Annotated in this window: 23 protein-coding genes; 12 read left to right on the top strand and 11 right to left on the bottom strand. The window is 60.1% G+C overall.

Annotated elements, in window-relative coordinates; genetic code table 11:
• Positions 1 to 383 precede the first annotated feature (383 nt).
• Positions 384 to 860 (top strand): DUF4168 domain-containing protein, encoded by a 477-nt coding sequence (locus NW855_RS07565; protein WP_011429728.1) that lies wholly within the window; start codon positions 384 to 386, stop codon positions 858 to 860.
• Here NW855_RS07565 and NW855_RS07560 read toward each other — a convergent pair.
• Positions 850 to 1257, bottom strand: a complete 408-nt coding sequence (locus tag NW855_RS07560; protein ID WP_099884163.1) for an ATP-binding protein — start codon at positions 1255 to 1257, stop codon at positions 850 to 852. The genes NW855_RS07565 and NW855_RS07560 overlap by 11 nt on opposite strands.
• 109 nt (positions 1258 to 1366) lie before the next feature.
• Here NW855_RS07560 and NW855_RS07555 point away from each other — a divergent pair, with 109 nt between their 5' ends.
• The 4 genes from NW855_RS07555 (at position 1367) to NW855_RS07540 (ending at position 5043) form a co-directional block, all read left to right on the top strand.
• Positions 1367 to 1516 carry a hypothetical protein gene (locus tag NW855_RS07555; protein WP_011429730.1) on the top strand — a complete coding sequence of 50 codons (150 nt, stop codon included), beginning with the start codon at positions 1367 to 1369 and terminating at the stop codon, positions 1514 to 1516.
• 207 nt (positions 1517 to 1723) lie between these two features.
• A complete protein-coding gene (locus tag NW855_RS07550; RefSeq protein ID WP_346426062.1) occupies positions 1724 to 2215 on the top strand; it encodes a DUF2062 domain-containing protein in 492 nt (163 codons plus the stop codon).
• Between the two features lie 188 nt (positions 2216 to 2403).
• Complete coding sequence (gene map / locus NW855_RS07545; RefSeq protein ID WP_011429732.1) at positions 2404 to 3192, top strand: type I methionyl aminopeptidase; 789 nt, start codon at positions 2404 to 2406, stop codon at positions 3190 to 3192.
• A gap of 6 nt (positions 3193 to 3198) precedes the next feature.
• A complete protein-coding gene (locus NW855_RS07540; protein ID WP_414402357.1) occupies positions 3199 to 5043 on the top strand; it encodes a chloride channel protein in 1845 nt (614 codons plus the stop codon).
• Between the two features lie 3 nt (positions 5044 to 5046).
• Here the strand turns inward: NW855_RS07540 and NW855_RS07535 are convergent, their stop codons facing one another.
• From NW855_RS07535 to NW855_RS07520, 4 genes are read right to left on the bottom strand one after another with little or no spacing between them, the layout of a single operon-like run.
• Positions 5047 to 5835, bottom strand: a complete 789-nt coding sequence (locus NW855_RS07535; protein ID WP_228375438.1) for an endonuclease III domain-containing protein — start codon at positions 5833 to 5835, stop codon at positions 5047 to 5049.
• Positions 5836 to 5854: 19 nt separating this feature from the next.
• Complete coding sequence (gene murG / locus NW855_RS07530; RefSeq protein WP_414402358.1) at positions 5855 to 6943, bottom strand: undecaprenyldiphospho-muramoylpentapeptide beta-N-acetylglucosaminyltransferase; 1089 nt, start codon at positions 6941 to 6943, stop codon at positions 5855 to 5857.
• A gap of 7 nt (positions 6944 to 6950) precedes the next feature.
• A complete protein-coding gene (locus NW855_RS07525; RefSeq protein ID WP_414508640.1) occupies positions 6951 to 7946 on the bottom strand; it encodes a photosynthesis system II assembly factor Ycf48 in 996 nt (331 codons plus the stop codon).
• Between the two features lie 8 nt (positions 7947 to 7954).
• Positions 7955 to 8371, bottom strand: coding sequence for a rubredoxin (locus NW855_RS07520; RefSeq protein ID WP_346426045.1), 417 nt, complete (start codon positions 8369 to 8371; stop codon positions 7955 to 7957).
• Positions 8372 to 8729: 358 nt separating this feature from the next.
• On the opposite strand from NW855_RS07520, the gene NW855_RS07515 reads away from it, so the two are divergent.
• The 3 genes from NW855_RS07515 (at position 8730) to NW855_RS07505 (ending at position 12547) form a co-directional block, all read left to right on the top strand.
• Complete coding sequence (locus NW855_RS07515; RefSeq protein ID WP_011429738.1) at positions 8730 to 9140, top strand: FHA domain-containing protein; 411 nt, start codon at positions 8730 to 8732, stop codon at positions 9138 to 9140.
• 961 nt (positions 9141 to 10101) lie between these two features.
• A complete protein-coding gene (gene accC / locus NW855_RS07510; protein WP_011429740.1) occupies positions 10102 to 11457 on the top strand; it encodes an acetyl-CoA carboxylase biotin carboxylase subunit in 1356 nt (451 codons plus the stop codon).
• A gap of 97 nt (positions 11458 to 11554) precedes the next feature.
• The gene (locus tag NW855_RS07505) at positions 11555 to 12547 is read left to right on the top strand and encodes a tyrosine-type recombinase/integrase (protein WP_099812332.1); all 993 of its coding nucleotides are present in this window, start codon (positions 11555 to 11557) and stop codon (positions 12545 to 12547) included.
• A 163-nt stretch (positions 12548 to 12710) separates the two neighbouring features.
• Here the strand turns inward: NW855_RS07505 and NW855_RS07500 are convergent, their stop codons facing one another.
• From NW855_RS07500 to NW855_RS07485, 4 genes are all read right to left on the bottom strand, one after another.
• Positions 12711 to 13724, bottom strand: a complete 1014-nt coding sequence (locus NW855_RS07500) for a hypothetical protein (RefSeq protein WP_011429743.1) — start codon at positions 13722 to 13724, stop codon at positions 12711 to 12713.
• Entirely contained in the window at positions 13715 to 14317 is a 603-nt protein-coding gene (locus tag NW855_RS07495; RefSeq protein ID WP_011429744.1) for a J domain-containing protein, read from the bottom strand. The genes NW855_RS07500 and NW855_RS07495 overlap by 10 nt, the downstream gene beginning before the upstream one ends.
• 325 nt (positions 14318 to 14642) lie before the next feature.
• Positions 14643 to 14942 carry a hypothetical protein gene (locus NW855_RS07490; protein ID WP_143597299.1) on the bottom strand — a complete coding sequence of 100 codons (300 nt, stop codon included), beginning with the start codon at positions 14940 to 14942 and terminating at the stop codon, positions 14643 to 14645.
• Positions 14943 to 14973: 31 nt separating this feature from the next.
• Complete coding sequence (locus NW855_RS07485) at positions 14974 to 15726, bottom strand: DUF561 domain-containing protein (RefSeq protein ID WP_011429746.1); 753 nt, start codon at positions 15724 to 15726, stop codon at positions 14974 to 14976.
• A 172-nt stretch (positions 15727 to 15898) separates the two neighbouring features.
• On the opposite strand from NW855_RS07485, the gene speB reads away from it, so the two are divergent.
• The 4 genes from speB (at position 15899) to proC (ending at position 19862) form a co-directional block, all read left to right on the top strand.
• Positions 15899 to 16804, top strand: a complete 906-nt coding sequence (speB, locus tag NW855_RS07480) for an agmatinase (protein WP_011429747.1) — start codon at positions 15899 to 15901, stop codon at positions 16802 to 16804.
• A gap of 431 nt (positions 16805 to 17235) precedes the next feature.
• Positions 17236 to 17910: a YggS family pyridoxal phosphate-dependent enzyme gene (locus tag NW855_RS07475; protein ID WP_011429748.1), complete on the top strand. Its 675-nt coding sequence runs from the start codon at positions 17236 to 17238 to the stop codon at positions 17908 to 17910.
• A 573-nt stretch (positions 17911 to 18483) separates the two neighbouring features.
• The gene (locus tag NW855_RS07470; RefSeq protein ID WP_011429749.1) at positions 18484 to 19053 is read left to right on the top strand and encodes a cell division protein SepF; all 570 of its coding nucleotides are present in this window, start codon (positions 18484 to 18486) and stop codon (positions 19051 to 19053) included.
• 5 nt (positions 19054 to 19058) lie between these two features.
• A complete protein-coding gene (gene proC, locus NW855_RS07465) occupies positions 19059 to 19862 on the top strand; it encodes a pyrroline-5-carboxylate reductase (protein ID WP_011429750.1) in 804 nt (267 codons plus the stop codon).
• Here proC and NW855_RS07460 read toward each other — a convergent pair.
• The gene (locus tag NW855_RS07460) at positions 19848 to 21062 is read right to left on the bottom strand and encodes an NAD(P)/FAD-dependent oxidoreductase (protein WP_414508639.1); all 1215 of its coding nucleotides are present in this window, start codon (positions 21060 to 21062) and stop codon (positions 19848 to 19850) included. The two genes, proC and NW855_RS07460, sit on opposite strands and share 15 nt — an antisense overlap.
• 49 nt (positions 21063 to 21111) lie before the next feature.
• Positions 21112 to 22362 carry an MDR family MFS transporter gene (locus NW855_RS07455; protein ID WP_414402608.1) on the bottom strand — a complete coding sequence of 417 codons (1251 nt, stop codon included), beginning with the start codon at positions 22360 to 22362 and terminating at the stop codon, positions 21112 to 21114.
• Positions 22363 to 22624: the final 262 nt, after the last annotated feature.

The raw sequence follows: 22624 nt of genomic DNA, 5'->3' as shown, positions 1-22624 counted from the left end.
CTCCCCTTAGTGGGGATTAGGGTTGGCCAATTGCAACTGCGCAAACCTAGAGCAGCTTCACCAAAAGGAATACTCGCGGGGCGAGCAGCCTTTGGAGAGGGTACTACGACTGTACAACCAATTTTCCGTTTCTACAATATGTCCAGGATAGGTTTCCCGTACTGCGTTAAACCCTTAGACGGCAGACAGACCTCTTGCTACTCTGGCTTCAGGGATGACCTGAGCCATAAGGGTTCCGGTCGGTCTCAGGTAGAAGCTGCAGGAGCCCCGCTTCGTACTCCCTTCCATCCCCCCGCCTCCCTGCCCCTGGTATGCGGGGGGTTGGGGGGGAAGGGAGGCGGTCGGAGCCGGGTAGTTTACTCTAGGTCGAGGGAGTTTTGGGCATGAGGAAATTCGCGTTGCTGGTGAGTCTGGGATTGATTCTGGGATCCCCGCCGCTTTGGGCGCAGGAGGCAACCCCGCTCCCCAGTCCTGCTGCAACTCCTTCTGCGGCTACAGGGGGGGCTCCCAGCCCGCAAGCTTCCCCAACTCTAACCCCAGAGCAAGTTACCGATGCTCAGGTGGAGCAGTTGGTGCAGATTCTGTTGGAATTGGATCCTTTGATCCGGGAAGCCAGCGCTCAGTTGCGAGAGACCCAGAACGAAGAAGAGTACGAGCAGATCATGCAGCGCACGGAAACCCAAGCCAGCCGCATTGTCGAGAAGCAGGGGCTGACGGTGGCCGAATATCGCGAGCTGATGACCTTGGCCAACGAAGATCCCGTTTTGAACCAGCGAGTGCGGGCCCGCTTGCAAAAAGTGATCGAAGAAAGGGAATCCTCTGCTTCTCCCCAGCCAGCCACCCCGACGCCTAGGCCCTAGGCTGAGCTGACTGCTGTTGGCCGGAGACAGAAAGAAGCCGGGGCAACCGCAAGGTAAAACAAGTGTGGTCGGCCTCGCTGTTAAGGTAGATTTTCCCTTGCAACAAGTTTACCCGTTGTTGCACAAGGGCCAAGCCCAACCCTGTCCCTCCCCGCCGCCGGGGATCCGAGCTGGGCACGCGGTAAAACTTCTCAAATACCCGCTTTTGTTCTGCAGGGGGGATGATGATGCCGGTGTTGCCAATTTGGATTTCCAGGTGAGGAGGAGCGCTGGTGACCTGTAGGTTAATCCGGTGCTGGGCAGGAGTAAATTTCCCGGAAAGCGCCGTAAAGCCCCTATCTTTGGGCAGGGGATATAAGGCGCTTTCTGGTAACCCCGTTAGCGGGTCGGGGGCCAAACTCTACACTTGGGGTACTGAGCAACTTTTTGGCAATCTTCCCGCTCCCGTCTCTCCAGGATGAGATCCTAGAATTGGAGTCTTCTAGGATCTTTTCTGGGACTTGAGGATGAAAACTCCGCCTGAAAGGCCCGCCCCCAAAGTCCAGGCGGGATCTCTGCGAGCTGCGCTGAGCATTGCGCTGTTTCTGTTCTTACTGGCGCTGGTTTCCTACTTGAGCCTCAACTTCGTGCTGGCCTTGGTGGACAAGCTCAGCTAGCCACTCCCTGAGGCGATTCCTCGGCGCGGATCTGCCGATAGCCCTTTGTCTTCGGCAGCAGGAAAGATACAATGGATTTACAGGGCTTAACACCTTTTCTCAGTTTCTACGCTCCCCATCATGAGCCCCCTCTCATGGCTGAGACCATTTTCTTGGTTCGCAGGTTCGCCGGGATCCGCTGGGCCTTATCTTGAGTCTCAACCTGCGCTGACTTGGCCCCGCCGGGATCTGGGCTGGAGGCGCTGGCTGCGGTACCTGTATCTGCGCCTGTTGCGAATGCAATCCTCCCCCAAAGAAATTGCCCGCGGCCTGGCGGCGGGAGTTTTTGCGGGTTGTTTTCCCATCTTCGGCTTTCAAACCCTGGTGGCCCTGCTGTTGGCCGTTCCTTTGCGGGGCAACAAGCTGGTGGCGGCGGCAGGAACTTGGGTGAGCAACCCCCTCACCTATGTGCCGATCTATGCCTTTAACTACCGGGTGGGGGAATGGCTGCTGGGATCCCGAACAGCCTTTGCCACTTCGGAACTGGTGGTAGCTCAGAACTGGATGCAGTGGGGCCTGGAGGTGTCGGCCACACTCTTGGTGGGCTGTGCGTTTGTCGGGTTTTGGGGCGCCCTCGTTAGCTACTTTCTGGGGCTGTGGCTGGTGGAGTGGATCCGCCGGCGGCGGAGAAGGGGCCGGGTCTCCTGTGAAGGGATGTAGGGCGGCTCAAAAGGCCCAACCCAAAGCTGAGCTAGGCCGGGATCCCTGCCGCCTCAGACTTCGGAGATGGATCCAACTTCAGAGAACAGAAGGGTTTGACGATGGAAGATATGCGATCGCTATTAACCGATCTCAGCCGCCGCTCTCAGCGATGGGGGGAACAGTTGGGATCCGCCTTGCAGACGGGCATGAGCCAGCTTACCCAAGCTCCTCAGCCGATTGTGTTGCTCTCGTCGCGGGAGCTGGAGAAGATGCGACGGGCCTGCCGCCTGGCTGCGGATCTGCTCAAGCACCTGGAGCCGATGGTGCAGCCGGGGGTCACCACCCAAGAGCTTAACGACGAGGCGGAGCGCTGGACGCGGGCCCACGGGGCCAGGAGCGCCCCTCTGGGCTACCACGGCTTTCCCAGGTCCATCTGCACCAGCGTCAACCACGTTGTCTGCCACGGCATTCCCAGCCCCAAGCAGGTCCTGCGGGAAGGGGACATTATCAATATCGATGTCACCCCCGTTTTGGATGGCTACCACGGCGACACTTCCAAAACGTTCTTTGTCGGGCAGCCTTCCGAGCGGGCGCGGCGTCTGGTGGAGGTGGCGGAAGAGTGCCTGCGGCGGGGCATTGCCGCCGTGAGGCCAGGCGGCAGAGTTGGGGATATTGGGGCTGCTATTCAAGAGTACGCCGAGTCCCAGGGCTACAGCGTGGTGCGGGACTTTGTCGGCCACGGGGTAGGACGGCAGTTCCACACGGCGCCCCAGATCCCCCACTACGGCGAACGGGGGAAGGGGGAAAAACTCCGCCCCGGCATGGTGTTTACCATCGAGCCGATGATCAACGAAGGCACGTGGGAGGTGAAGGTGCTTGCAGACGGGTGGACTGCTGTGACGGCAGACGGCAAGCTCTCCGCCCAGTTTGAACATACGGTTGCCGTTACCGAAACCGGCGTGGAGATCCTGACCCTACCCTCCTCCGGCCCTTGAGCAGGTATGAATAGCGCTAGCGTTGCCGATCCCCGCCTGCGTCTTTCCTCTGAGAATCTGCTGCTGCTGCTGGCGGCAGCGGCGGGGCTGGGCACAGGTTTGTTGGTGATCGGGTTTCGCTATCTCATCGGCTGGTGTCGCTATCTTTTGCAGGATACTCTCGTCGACAGCATTGTCAGGGCTGTGCAACAACACGGCCTGTTGCTGCTGGGATCCTGGGCAACCATTTTGGCGCCGCTGCTGGGGGGTCTGTTGATCGGCACCCTGGGGGTGGTTCTGCCTTTCCCCAACCTCAGCCTCTCCAGTTTGGTGAGTGCCAACCGGCCTCTCGCCCCTCGCCCAGAATGGATCCCACTTAAGCTGGTGGCTGCCGCCGTCTCGTTGGGGGCGGGAGCTGCGCTTGGGCCGGAGGCCCCCAGCGTGGAAAGCGGGGCCCTACTGGGATGCCTGCTGGGGCAAAACCTGCGCCTTGCGCGGGAGCGGGTGCAACTGTTGATGGCCGCCGGGGCGGCGGCGGGGCTGGCGGCGGGGTTTAACGCGCCGATTGCCGGGGTGTTTTTGGCGCTGGAGCTGGCTTTGGCCCGCACGTTCACCACTTCTGCCGTCAGTGTGGTGGTGTTGGCAGCGGTGGTGTCGGCCCTGATTGCCCAGGTGGGGCTGGGGGCGCAGCCGGCCTTTTTGCTGCCGACCATTACGCAGCCGGCTTTTGTCTTGCCCGCCTACGAGCTGCACAGTCTGCTGGAGGTGCCCCTCTATTTGGGTTTGGGCCTTTTGGCCAGCTTGGTCTCCATCGCCTTCGGCTATGCACTGGAATGGGTCAAGCACCTGTTCGGCAGTGGCCCCCTGGCGGCCTGGCCAGCCTGGAGCAAGCCGATTCTGGGCGGTGGGATCCTGGGCTGTGTCGGCCTGGGGATCCCGTTGGCCCTGGGGGTGGGCTACGAGACCATTGAGTCGATCTTGCAGGGGGTGCCCTTTTCCCTCGGCCAGCTTAGCTTGCTGTTGCTGGGCAAGGTATTCCTCAGCGCGGTGAGCGTGGGCAGCGGCTTTGTCGGGGGAACCTTTGCCCCGGCTTTGTTCTTGGGAGCGGTGCTGGGGGCAGGCTACGGCCAGGTGGTGGGAAAGGCTTTGCCTGCTATTGCCCTCTCTCCCCCTGCCGCCTACGCCATGGTGGGTATGGGGGCGGTATTGGCGGCCAGCGTGCGGGCTCCCCTGACGGCCATTCTGCTGCTGTTTGAGATGACGCGGGACTACCACATCGCCTTGCCGGTGATGGCGGCGGTGGGCCTGAGTATCTGGCTGACGGAGCAGTTGCACCCGCCGGCCATCTACCCCTCCGCCCGTCGCAGGCAGGAGCCGAAGGGCCTGACGGTGCAAGAGGTGATGGTGCCCCCTTCTCTGCTGCTACCCCAGGATACGCCCCTGCGGGAGGCGCTGGAGCGCTTGCTGCAGCAAAAGTGCCACAGCGCTTTGGTGGTGGACGGGCAAGAGCGGCTGCGGGGCATTCTCACCCTGGAAGACCTGGAGCGGGCCCTGGCCCACAAGCAGGCCGGGGAACTGGCCGAGCTGACGGTGGAGCAGGTCAGCCAGTCGCCTGTGCTCACCACTTTCCCCGACGAAGCCGTGGCGGTGGCCGCCGAGCCGCTGTACGAATACGATTTGCGCCAGTTGCCGGTGGTCTCGCGGGAGGATCCGGAGCATGTGGTTGGCCTCTTGGATCGGGAGCGGGTGTTGCTCTCCCAAGAGATCGAATCTGTGCGGCAAGTCCTCGAGCCGGAAGTTCCTGCCCCAGGTGGGGTCGAAAACGGGATCCCTGCCCAGCCCACTCCCTCTTCCCCTGCGCCGGCAGACTAGGGATCAGCGCTGCCGCAGCAGGGCGGAGGGGCATTCGTGTCGCAGAGGGCAGCGGCCACATTCGGGCATGCGCGCCTTACAGATGCGTTTGCCCAGCCGGATCAAGTTGACGTGCAGGGAATAGGCCTTGCCCGCCGGGATCCGCGGCGACAGTTGGGCAAAGGTGTCGTCGGGGTGTCTGGCCCGCACCAAGCCAAGACGGTTGGCCACCCGATGCACATGGGTATCCACCGGGCAGAGATCCCGGCCCAGGCCAAACAACAGCACGCAGGCGGCTGTCTTCAGTCCTACCCCCTTCAGGGAAAGGAGATAGGCCAGAGCGTCCGCGTCGTCCAGATCCCGCAAAAAGTCCAGGCTCAGGGATCCCTGTCGCTTGACAATGGCAGCCAGAATCTCCTGAATGCGGGCTGCTTTGAGTTGGGCCAGGCCCCCGGGACGGATCACCTGGGCCAGCTTGGTTGGATCAGCAGCTAAGACAGCTTCCCAGGAGGGGAAAGCGGCTTTGAGGGCGCGAAAGGCGCGGCTGCTATTGTGGTCGGTGGTGTTCTGGGAGAGGATCGTGCCCACCAATTCGTCCAAGAGGTCGGGATAGAGGGGCAGACCATCAGGGCTGCGAGGACGTTGGGGGATGCCAAAGCACTGTTCCAGGCGCGCCAACAGTGATTCCAGCACGACGGCGTTGGGGCTCGCCTCACCAGGACGAGGTTCCAGCCAGGCTGAAGTCTCCATGGCTGCGGCAGGCTCAGGCAGGCGGCGGGCAAGAGGATCCCGATCCAATCTCGGCTGTACCACGGCTGGCCTCCTGGGGAAGTTAACGGGCGGAATCTCGGCAGATCTCCTGGAGCAGGCCGGCAACTGCCTTGCTGGCAGGGGGGAGAGCTGTCGCCTTCAAGTTAGCGGCCATTTGGGCAACCACCTGGGGCTGATCCAGCCAGCTTAGCGCCGTTTGCCGCAGCGAGTCCAAATTCTCTTCAGACTCTCGCAGGACCACTCCCCCACCTCGCTCCACAAAAGCCAGGGCGTTGTGATACTGATGGTCTTCGGCGGCAAAGGGGTAGGGGATCAAAATGGCCGGGGTGGCGGTGGCCCACAACTCCGCCAAGCTGAGAGCGCCAGCCCGGCTGATGGCAAAAGTTGCCCGCTGCAGCAAGGCGGCCACATCGGCGCGGAAAGGAAAAGCGCGGTAGCGGGGGTGGGAAGGGATCCCGACCTCACTGCCGCCGGTCAAATGCACAATCCACGCCCCTGCCTCCAACCAGGCGGGGGCACAGGCGGCCACCAGGCGGTTCAGGCCCCGCGCCCCCTGGCTCCCCCCCATCACCACAATCAAAGGATCCCCCTCTGGAATCGGCAGATCCGCGGGCAAGGGCTGGGGCTGATAGAACTCCGCCCGCACTGGCGTGCCTACCACCCGGGTAACTGCCCCTGGCAAATGCTCTGCCGTTTCCGCCATGCCCAGGGCCACCAGCCGGCAAAATCTTCCCAGCCAGCGGGTCACCTTGCCCGGAAGGCAGTTGGACTCGTGCAGCAACACCGGCACCCCCAGCGAGCGAGCTGCCAAGATGGTCGGGGCGGCGATGTAGCCGCCGGTGGTCAACACCACGTCAAACTGGCCTGAAGCCAGGATCTGCCGCACCTGCAGCGTTGCCCGCGCCAACTGAACCAGGGATCCCAGCTTCTGCCAGGGGGATCCCTGCCAGCCGGACATGGCCACTCGGTGCAGCGGGTAGCGGTCCGGCACCAGCTTCGCCTCCAGCCGCTGCGGCACCCCCAGCCACTCAATCTGCCAGGTGGGCAACTGCTCGACAACGGCCAGCGCCGGAAAGATATGCCCCCCCGTCCCGCTGGCCGCCACCAGCAGCCGTGGTGGTGAGGTGGGATCCCTCCTGTCTCCATTCACCCTAGGACTAGGACGGGGAATTGCTGTAGCCAACGTAGCGCAAAAGCGTGCCCCGCTGCCCCAAGATAAATCCTCGGTCGGGGCCAAAGAACTCGATGCTGTAGAAATTGGCGGGAATGTTGCTCAATTTCTTGGCCTCCTCCCAGGTTTTGCCGCCATCGGGGCTGTGGATCAGAGTGCCGCCGCCGCCCACCACCCAGAGGTCGTGGTCGTTCTGGTAGGCCGCATTTAGATAGCCAAAGCTGAGGGCACGCCCGGGTCGCAACGGCTTGGACCACTCGCCGGAGGTGAAGTCACTCGTGAAGGCGATCTCCGCGCCTTGGTTCAATTTCCAGGCGCTGCCGTTGGGGCCAAAGCCCATGTTCTGAATGCGGCGAGAGCTTTCCCGCGGATACGGCTTCCAGGATCGGCTTTCTGGAGTGTAGAGAAAGTAGAAGCTGCCCCGCGACGACACGGCCAGATACTCTCCTCCTGGGCCGCGGGCAATGTTTTTAATCGCCCCAATCGGCTCTTCCACCTGGGCATGCCAGGTCTGTCCTCCATCTTCCGTGCGGTAGATGGCCCCCACATTGGTTACCATCTCAGCCGCTCCAGGACCCAGGGCTTGGATTAGGATCGGCTCCCCCGGCAGTTGCTTGCTGAGACGAATGGATGTCCAGTCGGATCCCTCGTTGAGCGTGTGGAGGAGGATCCTCGGCTGCCCCACCACCCAGCCTTCTGCTCCGGCAAAGCTAATCGAGCTCAGATAGGCTTCCGGCTCCAGTGCCGTCAGCTTGCGCACCTGCCAGTGGAGGCCGCCATCCTGAGACTCCAACAGCGTCGCTTTATCGCCCACCAGCCAGCCATGAGAAGGGTTGGTGCCGGTGAAAGCAATGTCCAGCAGAATGTTCTGGGTGGGCACCTCGACTTGTTGCCAGGGCACCACCTTCATGTCCGGCATCCGCGCCGCCATCAGCAAGAGAGAGAAGGCAGCTAGCAGCACCAGTCTCCAGAGCTTAAGCATTTTGGCCATCACTCGACGAAATAGAAACTCATCAAAAACAAAAATCCCAGCGCCAACCCCAAGAAGATGAGCAGGTTTTTCTGGGCAGGGGTCATCACATTGACCCCCAGGCCATAGCGCAAGTTCTCTTGAAAACCGGAAGGCTTGCCCTTGGCGCCCACCGCTTGAAACAGGCGCTTGCCGGCGCGGCACACCGGACATCTCCAGTCGGCGGGCAGCTCCTCAAAGGGCACACCTGCCGGGATCCGATTGAGCTGATCCCCCTTGGCCGGCTCGTAAACATAGCCACAAGAGCGACATTCATAGCGCTGCATGCGCAGGGGATCGCCAACCTGTGCATCGGTTTCATCTTCCGGCAACTCGATCAGCTTCGGTACCCTAGAGGGCTTGGGCTGGTTGACGGGATCCGGTTGCGAGCCATTCATGGTCTGGGAGGCATTTGCATCATCAAATCTTATTATGAGAGGAATTGTTACAAAAATCTACTCGGCCTTCTGCTCCTTTCCTTTCTCAGACCTTTCCTCAAAGCATCGATTGCCAACTCAGGGGGCAGGGAGATTTTGCGGAGTTAAAAACAGCCACGAGATGGGATCCCCTGGGACTCGGTCTTGAACAGGGGCATACCTGGCCTCTCTTGACACCTCTCTGGCAGCGTCAAGGAACGTCGTCTCACTCGCCAGCAGGGCAAGGGCTCTGGCAGACAAACCGGCCAGGGTTCACGCCTCGGATCCCATGCTATGTTTTGACTATCCTATTCGCGTGTTGTGCCAGTGGGTGTCCGCTATGACCACGCCCCCTCGCCGACCTACCCTTAACCACGTGTTGATCGTCAAGGATCGCCACGGGCCAAAGGCCTACTGGCTGACAGCCGAGCTCTATTCCTTGGGGCGGGATCCGAGCAACAGCATCCGCATCGACTCCCAATACGTCTCCCGCCACCACGCCATTTTAGTGAAGACCGAATCTCCCTCCTCTCCCGATGGGTTTACTTACCAAATCATCGATGGAGACATCCATGGCACGCCCAGCACCAACGGCCTTTACATCCGGGGGGAGCGGGTGGAGTTTCGCGATCTTGAGGACGGAGACGAGATCCAGTTTGGCAACGACGCTACTGCCACCTACTCCCTGCAAGCTCAGGATTTGGACAGGATTCTCTCCTCCTTTGAAAATACCCAGATCGTTGGCCTGTGAGAGCCGACTCATCAGTCAGGGGGAAGGTTTTGGCGAGGTAGGATGGTTGCCGGCGGGGGATGCTCAACTCCTTGCAGCGCGGCAGCTCCCTGATTTAGAGGCCTGCAGCTTGCCGTCGCCAGTGGTGGGGAGGAGCGCTGCCCGCCACTGTGGAACGGGTAGGCTGCTACTGGGCAGCAAGCGCTGACCGCAGTCTGCAAGCCGGCTCCAACTCCAGAGCCGGCGACCAAGAAAGGCCTACAGCTCGCTGGCGCGAGCCGAGGGAGTAACCGGCAGCCACGCTCCAGAAGGGAGCGGCGTCGCGCTAGTAGTTGGGCGTCCTACCAGTTGCGGCAAATTGATTACCTACGAAGTGCTGTGGGCAGGGGTAGCGATGGTGTGGGTGCCACCTGCCTACAGGTCTCAGACCTGCCACCAGTACTTGTAGATTGGCCAACGGGAAGGGAAGCGATTCCGTTGTAGTCTGGGTTTGCCTTTACCTCTGGGTGGTGATGCGGATTTTGTTTCCCCGCTGGCGCTTTCGCGGCGGAGAGTGGCTGGGGCCATGGCCTCGCTCCGACAACTAGAGAGAGATGGAGGGATCCATTGCCGTCAGAATCGGGCTGGGAGAGCTTCCCGGAGAAGCCTGGGTTTTGAACAGGTCTGTACAGGCTGAGGGGAGCTGAGAGTTATTGCTGATCCAGAGTTTCGCCCCATGCAAGTGCTGGCGCCAAGATCAACCTCTACCTGAAAATCCTCGGATCCCGTCCGGATGGGTATCCGGAGATGTAGAGTTTGACCCACCGGGATTCTGCTGGATCCCTGCAGCCTCAGCTAGGGTGTCAACTGGATTGATCGGATACGGGATCCCCATCTGGATCCTTCCGTCTGCTTGCCATAGTAGGATCAGCACCTACGTACCCTACCTTGCACGGGCCGCCGGCTTAAGCGGCCAGGGTTCTTCTGACTTGGAACGCTCTCCATGCCGCCCATTACCAAGATCCTGATTGCCAACCGAGGCGAGATCGCCCTGCGCATCATCCGCACCTGTCAGGAAATGGGGATCCGCACCGTGGCTGTCTACTCCACTGCGGATCAGAACTCTCTACATGTCCAACTGGCGGACGAAGCAGTCTGTGTGGGGGAAGCCCCAGTGGCCAAAAGTTATCTCAACATCCCCAACATCATCTCGGCAGCCCTCACCCGCGGGGCCACTGCCATTCATCCGGGTTATGGGTTCTTGGCGGAAAATGCCAAATTTGCCGAGATGTGTGCCGACCACAACTTGATCTTCATCGGCCCCTCGCCAGAGGCGATGCGCAAAATGGCCGACAAAGCCACGGCCCGCGAGACCATGCAGGCGGTGGGCGTGCCGACCGTGCCCGGCAGCCGCGGGCTGATCACCTCTGACGAGGAAGCGGTGAGGCTGGCGGAGAAAATCGGCTATCCCGTGATCATCAAAGCCACCGCCGGCGGCGGGGGGCGGGGCATGCGGGTGGCCAGAGATGCCCAAGAATTGCTGAAGATGATGCGCACCGCCCAGGGGGAAGCCCAGGCGGCCTTTGGCGATGGGGGCATCTATCTGGAGAAATACATCGAGCGCCCCCGCCATGTGGAGTTTCAGATTTTGGCCGACAGCCACGGCAATGTGGTGCACCTCTACGAGCGGGATTGCTCGATTCAGCGGCGCCACCAAAAGCTGCTGGAAGAGGCCCCCAGCCCGGCTCTGACCACGAGCTTGCGCGCCCGCATGGGGGCAGCGGCGGTGAAGGCAGCCAAAGCGGTGAACTACGTGGGGGCGGGCACGGTGGAGTTTCTGCTGGATAAAAACGGCCAGTTCTACTTCATCGAGATGAACACCCGCATCCAGGTGGAGCACCCGGTTACCGAGATGGTGACGGGGCTGGATTTGATTGCCGAGCAAATTCGCATCGCTCAAGGTCAACCCCTGACCTTTCGCCAGAAGGATGTGGAACTGCGGGGCCATGCCATCGAATGCCGCATCAACGCCGAGGATCCCAAGCAGCAGTTTCGCCCTTGCGCTGGCACCATCAGCGCCTATTTGCCTCCTGGAGGGCCGGGGGTGCGCATGGACTCCCACATCTACACCGACTACACCATTCCCCCCTATTACGATTCGCTGTTGGGCAAGCTGATCGTCTGGGGGCCCAACCGGGCAGCCGCCATCCGCCGCATGCAGCGGGCGCTGGGGGAATGCGCCATCACCGGGGTGCCCACCACGATCCCTTTCCACCAGCAGATCCTGCGCCACGAGGCTTTTTTGCGGGGCGAGGTGTACACGGATTTCATCGCCCAACACCTGCTGACTGGCCAGTAGCAATCCCTTCGGAGATTGCCAGAGAGCGTCTTTGAACGGCGCTGGCCAAAAGTTGAGGCTAAAGTTAAAGGTGAGTGGAGGGTTGCTGGTCGTGCCGATGAGGGATCCCCGGCCCGGCTTGGTTCAACAGGCCCATCTCCAGCGTCAGGCGAGCTGCCCCGTGCCCAGCCTGAGCCAGTTGGTGGGGCAATTTTTGCAGGAGCGGCAGCGGGATCTGGCCCCGGCCAGCCGCCGCACCTACCGCATTGCCCTGGAACAGTTTGCCAAAACTTGCCCGGTGCCGCTGCCTCAGGTGCAGCCGTCCCACGTTCAGTCTTTTTTAAACAGCTTGAAGGGGCGTCCATTTCGCAACCGCTCCGGCCAGTGGGTTCATCCGCCCGCCTCTCCCGCCACCTACAACCTCAAGCGGCTGGCGCTGCAGCAGTTTTTTGAGTGGGCCAGCCAACGGGGCTACTTTCCAGATCCCTTGCCCACCCAGGCGATTCGGCCTGCCCGCCTGCCCGCCCGTCTGCCTCGCGACCTGGATCGGCTGTTGTTGCAGCGGGTTCTGCAGCGGGCCCAGAGCCATTCTCTGCGCTATGCGGCCTTGATCCGCCTGCTGCTGGAGTGCGGGCTGCGGGCACAGGAGCTGTTGGACTTGACGGTGCAGGATTTTCAGATCAGCCCTGAGGGATCCCTGTTGGAGGTGCGCTGTGGCAAGGGCAGCAAACCCCGCGCTGTGGCGGTCGGGGATCCCCTCTCCGAGCTGCTGCAACAATATCTGAGCCGAGAACGGGGCCCGTGCGCGCCGACGGATCCCTTGTTTGTCTCCCAATCCCGCTGCCCGGCCTACCGGGGCCGTCCCCTCACCTACGATGGCCTACGTCATATTGTGCTCAAGCTTACCGAGCCCGAGCCGGGCCACCAAACCCCCCACCAGTTTCGCCACAGCTTTGCCACCTTGCTGCTGGATCGCGGCGTTGCCCCCGAACACATCCAACACCTGCTGGGCCATACGACTGCCGCCATGACGATGCGCTACACCCAGCGGGCCAACTTGAGAGCAGCTATTGCCCATTCCCGCGCGATCTTGGATCAGGGCTTGATCTAGGGATCCCCTGTTGCGCCGTGGCCTCTATTACTAGTAGGGAGAGGTTCAGATTGCTAACAGAAAGGGAAGCCGGACATCCAAAGGGCAGCCCCGAAAAAGAAATCAATCAGGTACACCTGGCTAAGGTGCTTGGAATGACCTGAAAACAATCGAATGGGTTATTTCAAGTTACACGCTGGAGAGGAAGGTAGAGCACATGTTCTCTCTCCTTTCCCATAGGCACCTGCGAGCCAAGGCTGGCCTTCTGCTGCTCCAACCAGATGATCAGATGTCTGTTCTCAGGGTAGTATTCCAGAACATACTTAATGAAGTCATCAATTGTACATGGCTTGCTGAAACCTCCCATCCACTGATGAAAGTGGCAATGCACTTCGTCGGCTATGGTAATCAGGTTGGAGAGATTCGCTGCAAGCTTTGGATAGTGCGCTTCAGAGTAGAGATGATGAACCGTTAGGCTACTGGCTGCTTTTCGAGTAACTCTACAAAGATTTTTATCCCTTTTTCTTGCAAGATCTTTTGCCCTTTCTATCTCTCTTTGTCGATCCTGGATTTTCTTGACGATTACCTGAATTTGAGGTTCAATGCGTTCGCTAACATATTGACACCAGTCTTTTCTGTGGTTTTGCTTGAGAACCTCTCCCATAACCTTGGCAAGCTCATAGATACCTCGCAAAGAGAGGTAAACAGTGTCATCATTACCAAAACGTGTGTAATGAACGTCTTTGATTAACTTACTTTGCTTCGATGCAAGCTCAAGCGCCTTCTTAAGGTAGTCAGTTCGAGTTCTAAAGATCATCACAACATCTCGACGAGATAGCCAAAACTGATCTTGTCTTTTGACCAGAGAGGAGCTGTTTTGAAGGATCCTGTAATCTACCAGAGCTTTCTGCTTCTTGCGATGCTCTTCCTTGAACCAATTCCTAATGCTTGTACCTGTAGAGGATTTGCAACCTTGCTCTGATCGAGACCTTAAAAAGGATAAAATGGCATAAGCGCCGGACCGCGTGTATTCCCTTAGCCCAGAACTTTTGTTGATAACACGATAGTCTTTACCTTCCACCAGTTTCCATGCATCATCGGGGATACTGTCAAAGTGAGCTTCAATCTCTCTGAGTTCCTCAAGGCTGATACCCAAGAAGTTGGCGAGCTTGTTTGAGGAAACATAGACTATAGCCATTGCTCAAACTTCTCCGTAAGGCTTTTGTAGAAAAGAGTCAATCGCTGGAAAATTTTGTCATCTCCCGTCGGAGAATCGGGATGGTAAATCTTGCTCAGGCGATAAAAAGCAGCTTTGATGTCTTCATCGGTAGCTCGATCAGGGTCAAGCCCAAAAACCCGCCAAGGCAAGTCGTACTTGAAGATGTTGATCCCATTGATGCAGCCATACCCCTCTTCTCCCTCTTCGTTGGGAAGGATCCCGATGTGCTGACGATAAATGCGCTCCAAATCATCTATGTTGGATAAGTTCAGCTTGCCCATACCACTGGTTGCCAGTCTGAAGCTGGCTGATTTTCTCAGCTCGGCTGCGTTTTTAACGCCAAAGTGGTTGTAAATGGCTTTCTGCAGCTCTTTGACAGACAGCCGGGGCGGTGGCTGTAGCTGCCTGACTACAAACCGGGCAAAATTCTCTAGGAGCTCCTTAGAAATGCCATAAGTATCCGAAAGACGCTGGATTTCTGCGGCAATCGCCACCTGCGGGTCGGGCCCAGCTCCTTCTTTTGAGGTTGTCCTGGTTGTTTTGGTTTTTGTGCTGGTGGCTTTTCTGGGCACGGTTTCTCCTCAAATCACCAATGCCAAGTGCAAACCTGCACAAAACTCACAGGCTGCCTGTGAACTTATCTGCACGATGAAGCAGAGAATTTCAAATTAGTGAAACAATGTTGTCGGTAACCGTAAAACCCTGCATCACATAGGATGCACCCTGGCGATGCCCAGTTGGATAGATTGGTGTGGGGAGCGAATCCGCACGGGGGATCCCCTGGGCAAATTGCGCCCACATCCGGCCGTTAGAGCACCCTTCCTCTGGAGCGCGCTTACTCTAGCTTGTTTTTCGGATACTTGTCAACCCAAGGTCTGGGGCAGCCTTTGTTTTCCTTCAGCTTTTGGGGATCAGCCGCTTGGGACAGGCAGCACGGATGTGGGATTCGCTCAGGTCGGGCATGAGGGCCAGGGCCCGTTGAGCATCGATTTGCGCTTCGCACACCGCCTCCAGCACCTGTTCGGCCAGAAGGGAAAGGGGCATATCGGCGGTTTGCTCAGGATCGGTATCCTCTCTAATTTGTCGAACTCCCACCGGCGGGGGAGGCAACACCAGCGGTGCCGCCTGCGGCGGCAAGGTGGTGGAGGTACCCACCTCCAACTGCGCTTCGGCCAGAGCCACACCGCGCCCTGCCACCCCACCGGGAAAAGGACTCTCCCATCCAATGTCAAACAAGCGCCGACACCCGTGATTCAGACAAAGCTTCCCTCAGCGCCCGCACCTGGGCCACCATGGCCACTTCATCCTGGAGGCGACTGACAGCTCTGCCCACCCCCACTCCTGAAGCACCGGCAGCGATGGCCAAGGGCACCGTCACCGCTGAGAGGCCAGAGGCGCAGATGACCGGCAGCGAGACCACCCGGCTAATCTCATAGGCGGCAGCCAGGGTGGGGGCAGCCTTCTCGATTAGGCCCAGGGATCCGCCGTGACGGGGCTCAGCGCTGGTGCCGCCCTCGGTTTGGATGAGATCGGCCCCCAGATCCTCCAGTTTCTCTGCCAATTCCGCCTGCTGATCCAAAGGCAGCGTATGGGGAACGGTAACCGACAGGAGAGTGCGCGGCAGCAGGGAGCGGGTTTGGCGAGTGAGATCTAGAACTTCCGCAGCGGAGAAGATGCGGCCCGAAGGGTAGAAGCTGTCGTAATTGCCGATCTCGGCCATGTCGGCCCCCGCCTGCACGGCAGCAGCCAATTGCTGCGGGTCCACCGCCGACACGCAGATGGGCAGCTCGATCTGGGCTCGCACCTGCTGCACCAATTCGGGACTGGCGGCGATATCCACCCAAGTGGCTCCTCCCTCCTGGGCGGCGCGGGTGACTTTCAGCACCGACTGCAGGTCGAAGTTTTGTAGGCCGCTGATGATCTTGAGGGCACGGCGCCGGGCAAGGGCGTCGAAAAGGGCAGCTTGAGAGGCTGTGGTCATAGGCTTGTCAGCTTGTGGAAACGGGACACAGGAGGAGTGCAAGCAAATCGGCTGTGGAAACCTTTGCTCAGTCTAGAGGGTTTGCTGCCATCCTACAAGGGATCCATCCCAATCCTTTCGGACTATCGCAAGATCTTTCAATAAAATAGGGATCCCTTCTTGTGCTCTTGCCATGTACCGCTCTCCTTTCCCCTTCCTGGGCCTGCCTGAGCCGGATCCGGAGATGGCCCAAGCCATTCTGTTGCCCATCCCCTACGAGGCCACCACCTCCTACGGCAAAGGCACCGCCAAAGGCCCCCAAGCACTCCTGGAGGCTTCGGCGTACGTGGAGATCTACGACGAGGTGAGAGACTGCCAGCCGGCTTTCCACCCCAACTTTGCCGCAGAGATCTCCCGCTACTGGACGGCGCCGCCAGTGGAGTTCGAGGGGCTGGACACTCATGAGCTGGCCATGGCCGCAATCCAGCGCCGCGCCGCCGAGTGGGTGAGGCCGGGGCGGTTTTTGCTCTCCATCGGCGGGGAGCACTCCATCACTGGCCCCTTGGTTGCCGCCCACCTGCCCCACTACCCAGAGCTGCACGTGCTGCAGATCGATGCCCACTGCGACCTGAGAGACAGCTACGAGGGATCCCGCTATTCCCACGCTTCCGCCATGGCCCGTGTGGTGGAGCAAGTGGGCGGTCGCCTCACCCAGGTGGGGATCCGCTCCATCTGCGCCGAAGACCGCCAGGCCATTCGCAAGCACCGCTTGCACACCTTCTTCGCCCACAGCCTGCACCACAAGCCCGCCCAGGAGTGGATCCCCGAGGTGATCGCCACGCTGGGATCCCAGGTGTACCTGACGGTGGATGTGGACGGGCTGGATCCTGCTGTTGTGCCGGCCACCGGCACCCCCGAACCGGGTGGACTGGGCTGGTGGGAGACGGTGGAACTGATCCGGGCACTGGGGCAGCAGCGGCAAATCATCGGCGCCGATGTGGTGGAGCTGGCGGTCACCGGGGAACGGGAAACCGATCGCCGCAGCGCCTTCACCGTCGCCAAGCTGGCCTATCAGATCCTGGCGGCGGCCTTGGGCTAAGCTCCAGAAGAACTGGGCTATGGCCGGGTTCCCCCTGTTTCCACCTGGCCGCTGGAGCACCGGCTCCAATCTCGAAGCATCCAGACAAAATGAGGACTGGACTCTCTCTGCCGAGATCTTCTGCTAGCTTCCCAGGTGGCCCCAGCCATGTCTCCGCCTTCTTCCAGCTCCCTTGAACCGTCGCCGCCCCCCGTCGACTATATAATATAATATGTTCAGTACGGATTACTACCAGTTGATCTTTCTGTTTACTTTCGAGTCTGCCAACATGGTAGCCAAAGCAAAGCAGAAAATTGGTAGTAAGACGACACGGAAACTGCGCTTTGGGTATTCTACTCAAAGCTTTGCGGGATACCGCCATTCTGTTTGGAAACAAACAGAATGCTATCGCTGCATAGTTGAACAGTGATGTTCAGCAGTGTTCAGCGTAAATGTATCAGCTCATCCACAGCCGCATTCAGGCCATCCGCGCCCAGATCCCAGAGCATGTGGAAATCATGGCGGTGAGCAAGGGTTACAGCGTCAACCACATCCGCGCCGCCTATCGGGCCGGGATCCGCCATTTTGGGGAGAGTCGAGTGCAAGAGGCAGCCGCCAAACAGGCGCAACTGCAGGATCTGACCGATATTGTCTGGCACTTGATCGGGCACCTGCAGACCAACAAAGTCAAACCGGCCCTCAGACAATTTGCCTGGATTGACAGCGTCGATAGCCTGCGCCTGGCCAAGCTGATCAACCAAAAAGCCTGGGAGCTGCACCTCACCCCCAAGCTCTGTCTGCAGGTGAAATTGGCCCCGGATCCCCATAAATTTGGCTGGCTCATCCCCGATCTGTTGCAAAGCCTGCCGCAACTGAATCAACTGCTGCAGGTGCAAATTGTGGGCCTGATGACCATTTTGCCTTTGGGCTTGAGCTCAGAGGCAGCCCTGGAGCTGTTTCGCAAGCTGGCCGAGCTGGCCGATCACATCCAGCGCAGCGGCTACGAGCATCTGCAGTTGCACACCCTCTCCATGGGCATGTCCGACGATTACCCCCTGGCGGTGGCAGCAGGCTCTAACTTGATCCGGCTGGGGCGCGCTTTGTTTGCCGATGCCGAACGGAAATAGATAGATGGAGTCTCTATGAAGCCGTTAAATTGTGATTAAATTTTGTGTAAAGCCGTCCAACTCCGGAGCTGCCCTGCAAGGCACGCTCAGGGCTGGAGTTCGGCCTGGATCGGGCAAAAACAGGGGAATCCTGCCTAAAATTTCCCTCGCAGGGCAAATTTTAGGTAAGTTTGTAATCATTGGCGTCACCTCTGTTAACACGTGTTCAAGCCGGACGAGGAGCAGAGTTGACTCTGGCCAGAGCAATGGCCGGACAAGTGGGATGACATCTTTACTTCTTCTGGGTAAACTCGACTCGTCGAGTCCATGGGTTTTGTTAACCTGCGTTGGCAGCTTCTTGAGCAAGCCCTGTCTCGGCCTTTTGAAAAACTTTAACTAAAAATATGAGGCTGGAGATGCCCTTTGGCTGGAGTGGGCTACTCAAGATCCCATCAGGAGCCTGAATCCTGCGCTTGCCGCAAACCATGACCTGTAGTGAGGATGTGGACGATGAACGTCAATGGAATCTGGAGCAGGGTAAGAGATTTTGTGGGCCTAAATGATCCCGTGGACAGCCTGGAGGAGTACCCTGAGATGGAAGGGCAGGAGGATTACCAACTGCTCTACGAGGGACGCCGTTCTCAACCGGCTCCCGAAGAGCAGGAAGCCAGTGCCCTTCCACGCGGACGCCGACAGCGGGGAGTGGAAGCCGGGGAAGGGTCTGTCGGTCGAGAAGAGGCGCGGGGCCATCGGCGCAGTCAACATCGGGATCGCCTAGGGGGGGGCAGTATGGGGAGCAACGTGATTGGATTACCGGGCGTCAACCCACCCACTAGCGAAGTGGTGGTGCTGGAGCCGCGCAGCTTTGACGAGATGGCACAAGTCATCCAGTACCTGCGGGAGCGCAAGACGGTGATCATGAACTTGACCCTGATGGATCCCGCCGAGGCGCAGCGATCTGTGGATTTTGTTGCCGGCGGCACCTACGCCATCGATGGCCACCAAGAGCGCATTGGCGAAAACATTTTTTTGTTCACCCCCAGCACGGTGACGGTCTCTACTCCAAGCAGCCAAGGGATGCCGCCGCTGCAGCGCCCTCTGCAAAGCCCCACCCCTCTCTGGCCCAGCGGCTATGAACATTTGCAGGCGGTGGGGCAGCACTAGCCGGCATGGAGCGACCGCTGCTGAGTGTAATCGGGGGTGGAGCCATGGGATCCGCCCTGCTGCGGCGTTGGGTGGCCGCGGGAGTTTATCCTGCAGCTCAGGTGGCTTTGCGGGAGCCCGACCCGGACAAGGCCAATACCCTACAGCAGGAGCTGGGCATTCGGCTGTTGGCGGATCTTGCCCAAGCAGGAGAGTCTGAGATTTTATTTTTGGCCGTCAAACCCCAGGTTTTCCCGCAGGTGGTGGCAGAGATGGGCCAGCCGTCCGCCACGCAGTTGGTGATCTCGATTATGGCCGGGATCCCATTGCAGCAGTTGCAGCAGGCTTTTCCCCAGCAAAAGGTGGTGCGCACCATGCCCAACACGCCGGCGCTGGTGGGGGCGGGCATAACGGCCATCAGCTACGGGCCGGGGGTGACGCCCGCCCAGGTAGAGCAGGTGGAGAAGCTATTTCGCGCCGTGGGCCAGGTGGTGACGGTGCCGGAGAGCCAGATGGACGCGGTGACGGCCCTTTCGGGGTCGGGGCCAGGGTATTTGGCGGTGATCCTGGAGGCGCTGATCGACGGCGGGGTAGGGGTGGGGTTGCCGCGCTCCATCGCCACTCAGTTGGCGGTGCAGACCTTGGCGGGCACTGCCGCCCTTATGCAGCAAGAGAACCTTCACCCCGCCCTCCTCAAGGATCAGGTTACCAGCCCAGGGGGAACGACCATTGCCGGGATCCAAGCCCTAGAACAGGCGGGGGTGCGGGGGGCCTTGATGCGGGCGGTGCAGGCAGCCTACGAGCGCTCCCGTCAGCTACAGGGATCCTAGCGCCTGCCACAGCGGGCGGGCGATCCAGTTCCATCCCACCTTGAGCTGGTGCTCCAGGGTAGGGAGGCGCACCAGGTAGGCAGCTCGTCGGGCCAAATAGCCCAAGGGGCCGCTTAGGGTGAGGCCAGCGAGGGTGGAGACTACCGCCGCATCCACTCCCAAGCTCAGCATCTCCCCCAGAGAGAAGTAACGGAACGGCAGCAGGGGCCGCTCCTGCGTGAGCAGAGCCCACAGGTTCCAAGCACAATAGCCGGCCTGCTGAAAAGCCGCTTGGGCAGTGGCGGGCACCGGCTGGCCACTGGCATCCAGCACCGCCGCCGCATCTCCCAACGCGAAGATCTCTGGGAAGGTGGGAGTTTGCAGGGTGGGCAAAACCTGCAGCCGTCCCCGCTCAGTTTTGGGCAGATCCAAGTTGGCAATCACCGCTGCCGGTCGGGTTCCGACGGTCCACAGCACGCCATCCACAAGATCCGTGGCCATCTCTTGGGCCGCCAGCCGCTGCAGTTGCAGGCGGAAGGGAGGGGCGCCGTTCTCGCCCAGGGCCTCGATGCCCAAGACCTTGGTTTGCAACTCCACCTGCACCCGCCGTTGGGCCAGCGCCGCCTGGGCCGCCTCCCGGCTGGAGGGGGCAAACCCCGACAAAATCTGGGATCCCAGCTCAATAAGACGGATCCGGCCGCGCGATCCCAGCCGGTCAGCCAATTTGCAGGCTAGCTCTACGCCGCTGGCCCCCGCCCCCACAATAGCCAGGTGGATCGCCTGAGCCGGATCCCGGGCTTCTAGAGTTTGCAGGTGGGCCCGCAGCCGCTGGGTATCGGCCAGGGTGCGGAAGGGAAAGGCCAACTCTGTTGCTCCTGGCACGCCCTGCAGGGGAGTTTCCCCTCCCAGGGCCAGCACCAAGGCGTCGTACTCCAAGGTCTGCCCTTCTGCTAAAAAGACGCGGTGGTCTTGGAGGTCAACCGACTGCACCGCGCCGCGGCGAAACTCTACCCCCTCCGGCAGCAGATCCTGAAAACGGGGGGCCACCTCCCACTCTTCCATCTCACCAGTGAGCAGCTCGTAGAGCAAAGGAGCAAAGACAAAGCGCTCCTGACGATCCACCAGGGTAATCTGGGGCGGCTCCGGCCAAGGTCGGCAGATAAGCTCCAGGGCTGTGTACAGCCCGCCAAAGCCGCCCCCAAGGATGCAAATACGACGCATGTTCAGAAAGCTGAAGGTAACATTAGCTTAACAAGCTGCCCATCTCCTCCTAGAGCTTGCTGGCCAGGGGAGCAGCCTCCTTGGCGCGAAGGGGCAGAAGGCCATCCAAAACGTTAAGGATCCCCCAGACAAGACTAACGCTGGCCACCCAAAACAACCACAGCCCGCCTGCCCACGCTGGCGGCAGATCCAGAGCCACTCCCCCAATTAGCGGCCCAAGGGCAAAGCCTGCTGCCCAACAGAGGGAGTTGACCGACAGATACACCCCCCGCAGATGATCCGGGGCCAAATCTGCCACCAGCGCCGAAGCGGAGGGATTGTAGCTCACCAAGGCCAACGAGAGCACTGCCAAGGCCAAGGCCGCCATCCCTATAGCCGGCATCGCTCCCAACTGGGCCGCCAGGCCGCTGAGCCAAACCAAACCAAATCCCAGCCCCCACATCAGTGCGGATCCCCGGAGGGCGCGGACACGCGTCCAGCGATTGAGCCAACGAGCTGCCGGCATCTGCAGCAGGGCAACGAGGGCGCCGTGCAGAGCAAACAACGTGCCAATCTGTACCTCAGGCATCCCAGCCCCCTTGCGCAAGTAAAGGGGCAAGCTGCTGCTGAGTTGGGCAATGTAGGTGGTGAAGAAAATGTTGGCCGCGGCAAACACCAATAGGGGGCGATCCCTCAGGGCGGCTTTCCAGCCTGCGAACTCTGCCGCCGACGGAGCTACCCGAGTTTCCCGAATGCAAAGCCAGAGCAGGGCTAAAAAAATCAAGTACGTGAGGCCGTCGATAATAAACAAGAGGCGGTAGTTCTTCGTCAGAGCCACCAGGGCGCTGGCCATGGCCACGCCGAGGCTCAGGCCCAAGTTATCCCCCAGGCGGTTTAGGGCATAGGCTTCGTTGCGCTGCTCGCGCGGGGTTAGATCCGCTACTATTGCTTCCGCCGGCGGCCAATAGAGGCCCTGCCCAAACCCCGCCACCAGGTTGGCCAAGGCAAAGCTCCAGAAGCCATGGGAAAGGGCAAAGCCAAAGGAGCCCAGAGCGGAAATGGCCAGCGAGAGGATCAAGGTGGAGCGGCGGCCCCAAGCTCCGTCTGCCATCGAACCTCCGAGGATGCGGCCAAATACGCCAGTAAAGGCCATCAAGCCCAGGCCCAAACCCACCTGGGTAGCTGTCAGCCCCACCTGATTGACGAAAAAGAGGCTGGCGTAGAACAGGGTAAAGCCGGTTCCGGTTTGGGAGAGCAGCCGACCGATAAAGATTAGCCAAACCTGAAAACTTAGCTTTGGCCACCAGGACGGGATCCGCATAGGGGATGCAACGGGAGATAGGTTAGCTAGCTTACGGGATCCCGGTCGCTGACGCCAGATCCACTTCAGCGGGCGGAAAACTGAGGGGGAGCCAGCGGCTCACCCTCCAAAGATCCGGCGGAAACTGCAATTAACTCCCCAAGTTGAGGTATTCGCTCAACAGCCGCGCCAGCCGGTACACTCGGTAGTCGAGCTGGGCCAAGCTATTTTCCATTGCCTTCATCACCCTTGCACACACCTTTTCCTACGCTTTCCTGCAGCC

It is taken from the genome of Synechococcus sp. RC10B2 (assembly GCF_047502635.1).
The sequence above is the reverse complement of the archived record's forward strand: the minus strand, read 5'-3'. Positions and strand labels throughout refer to the sequence as shown.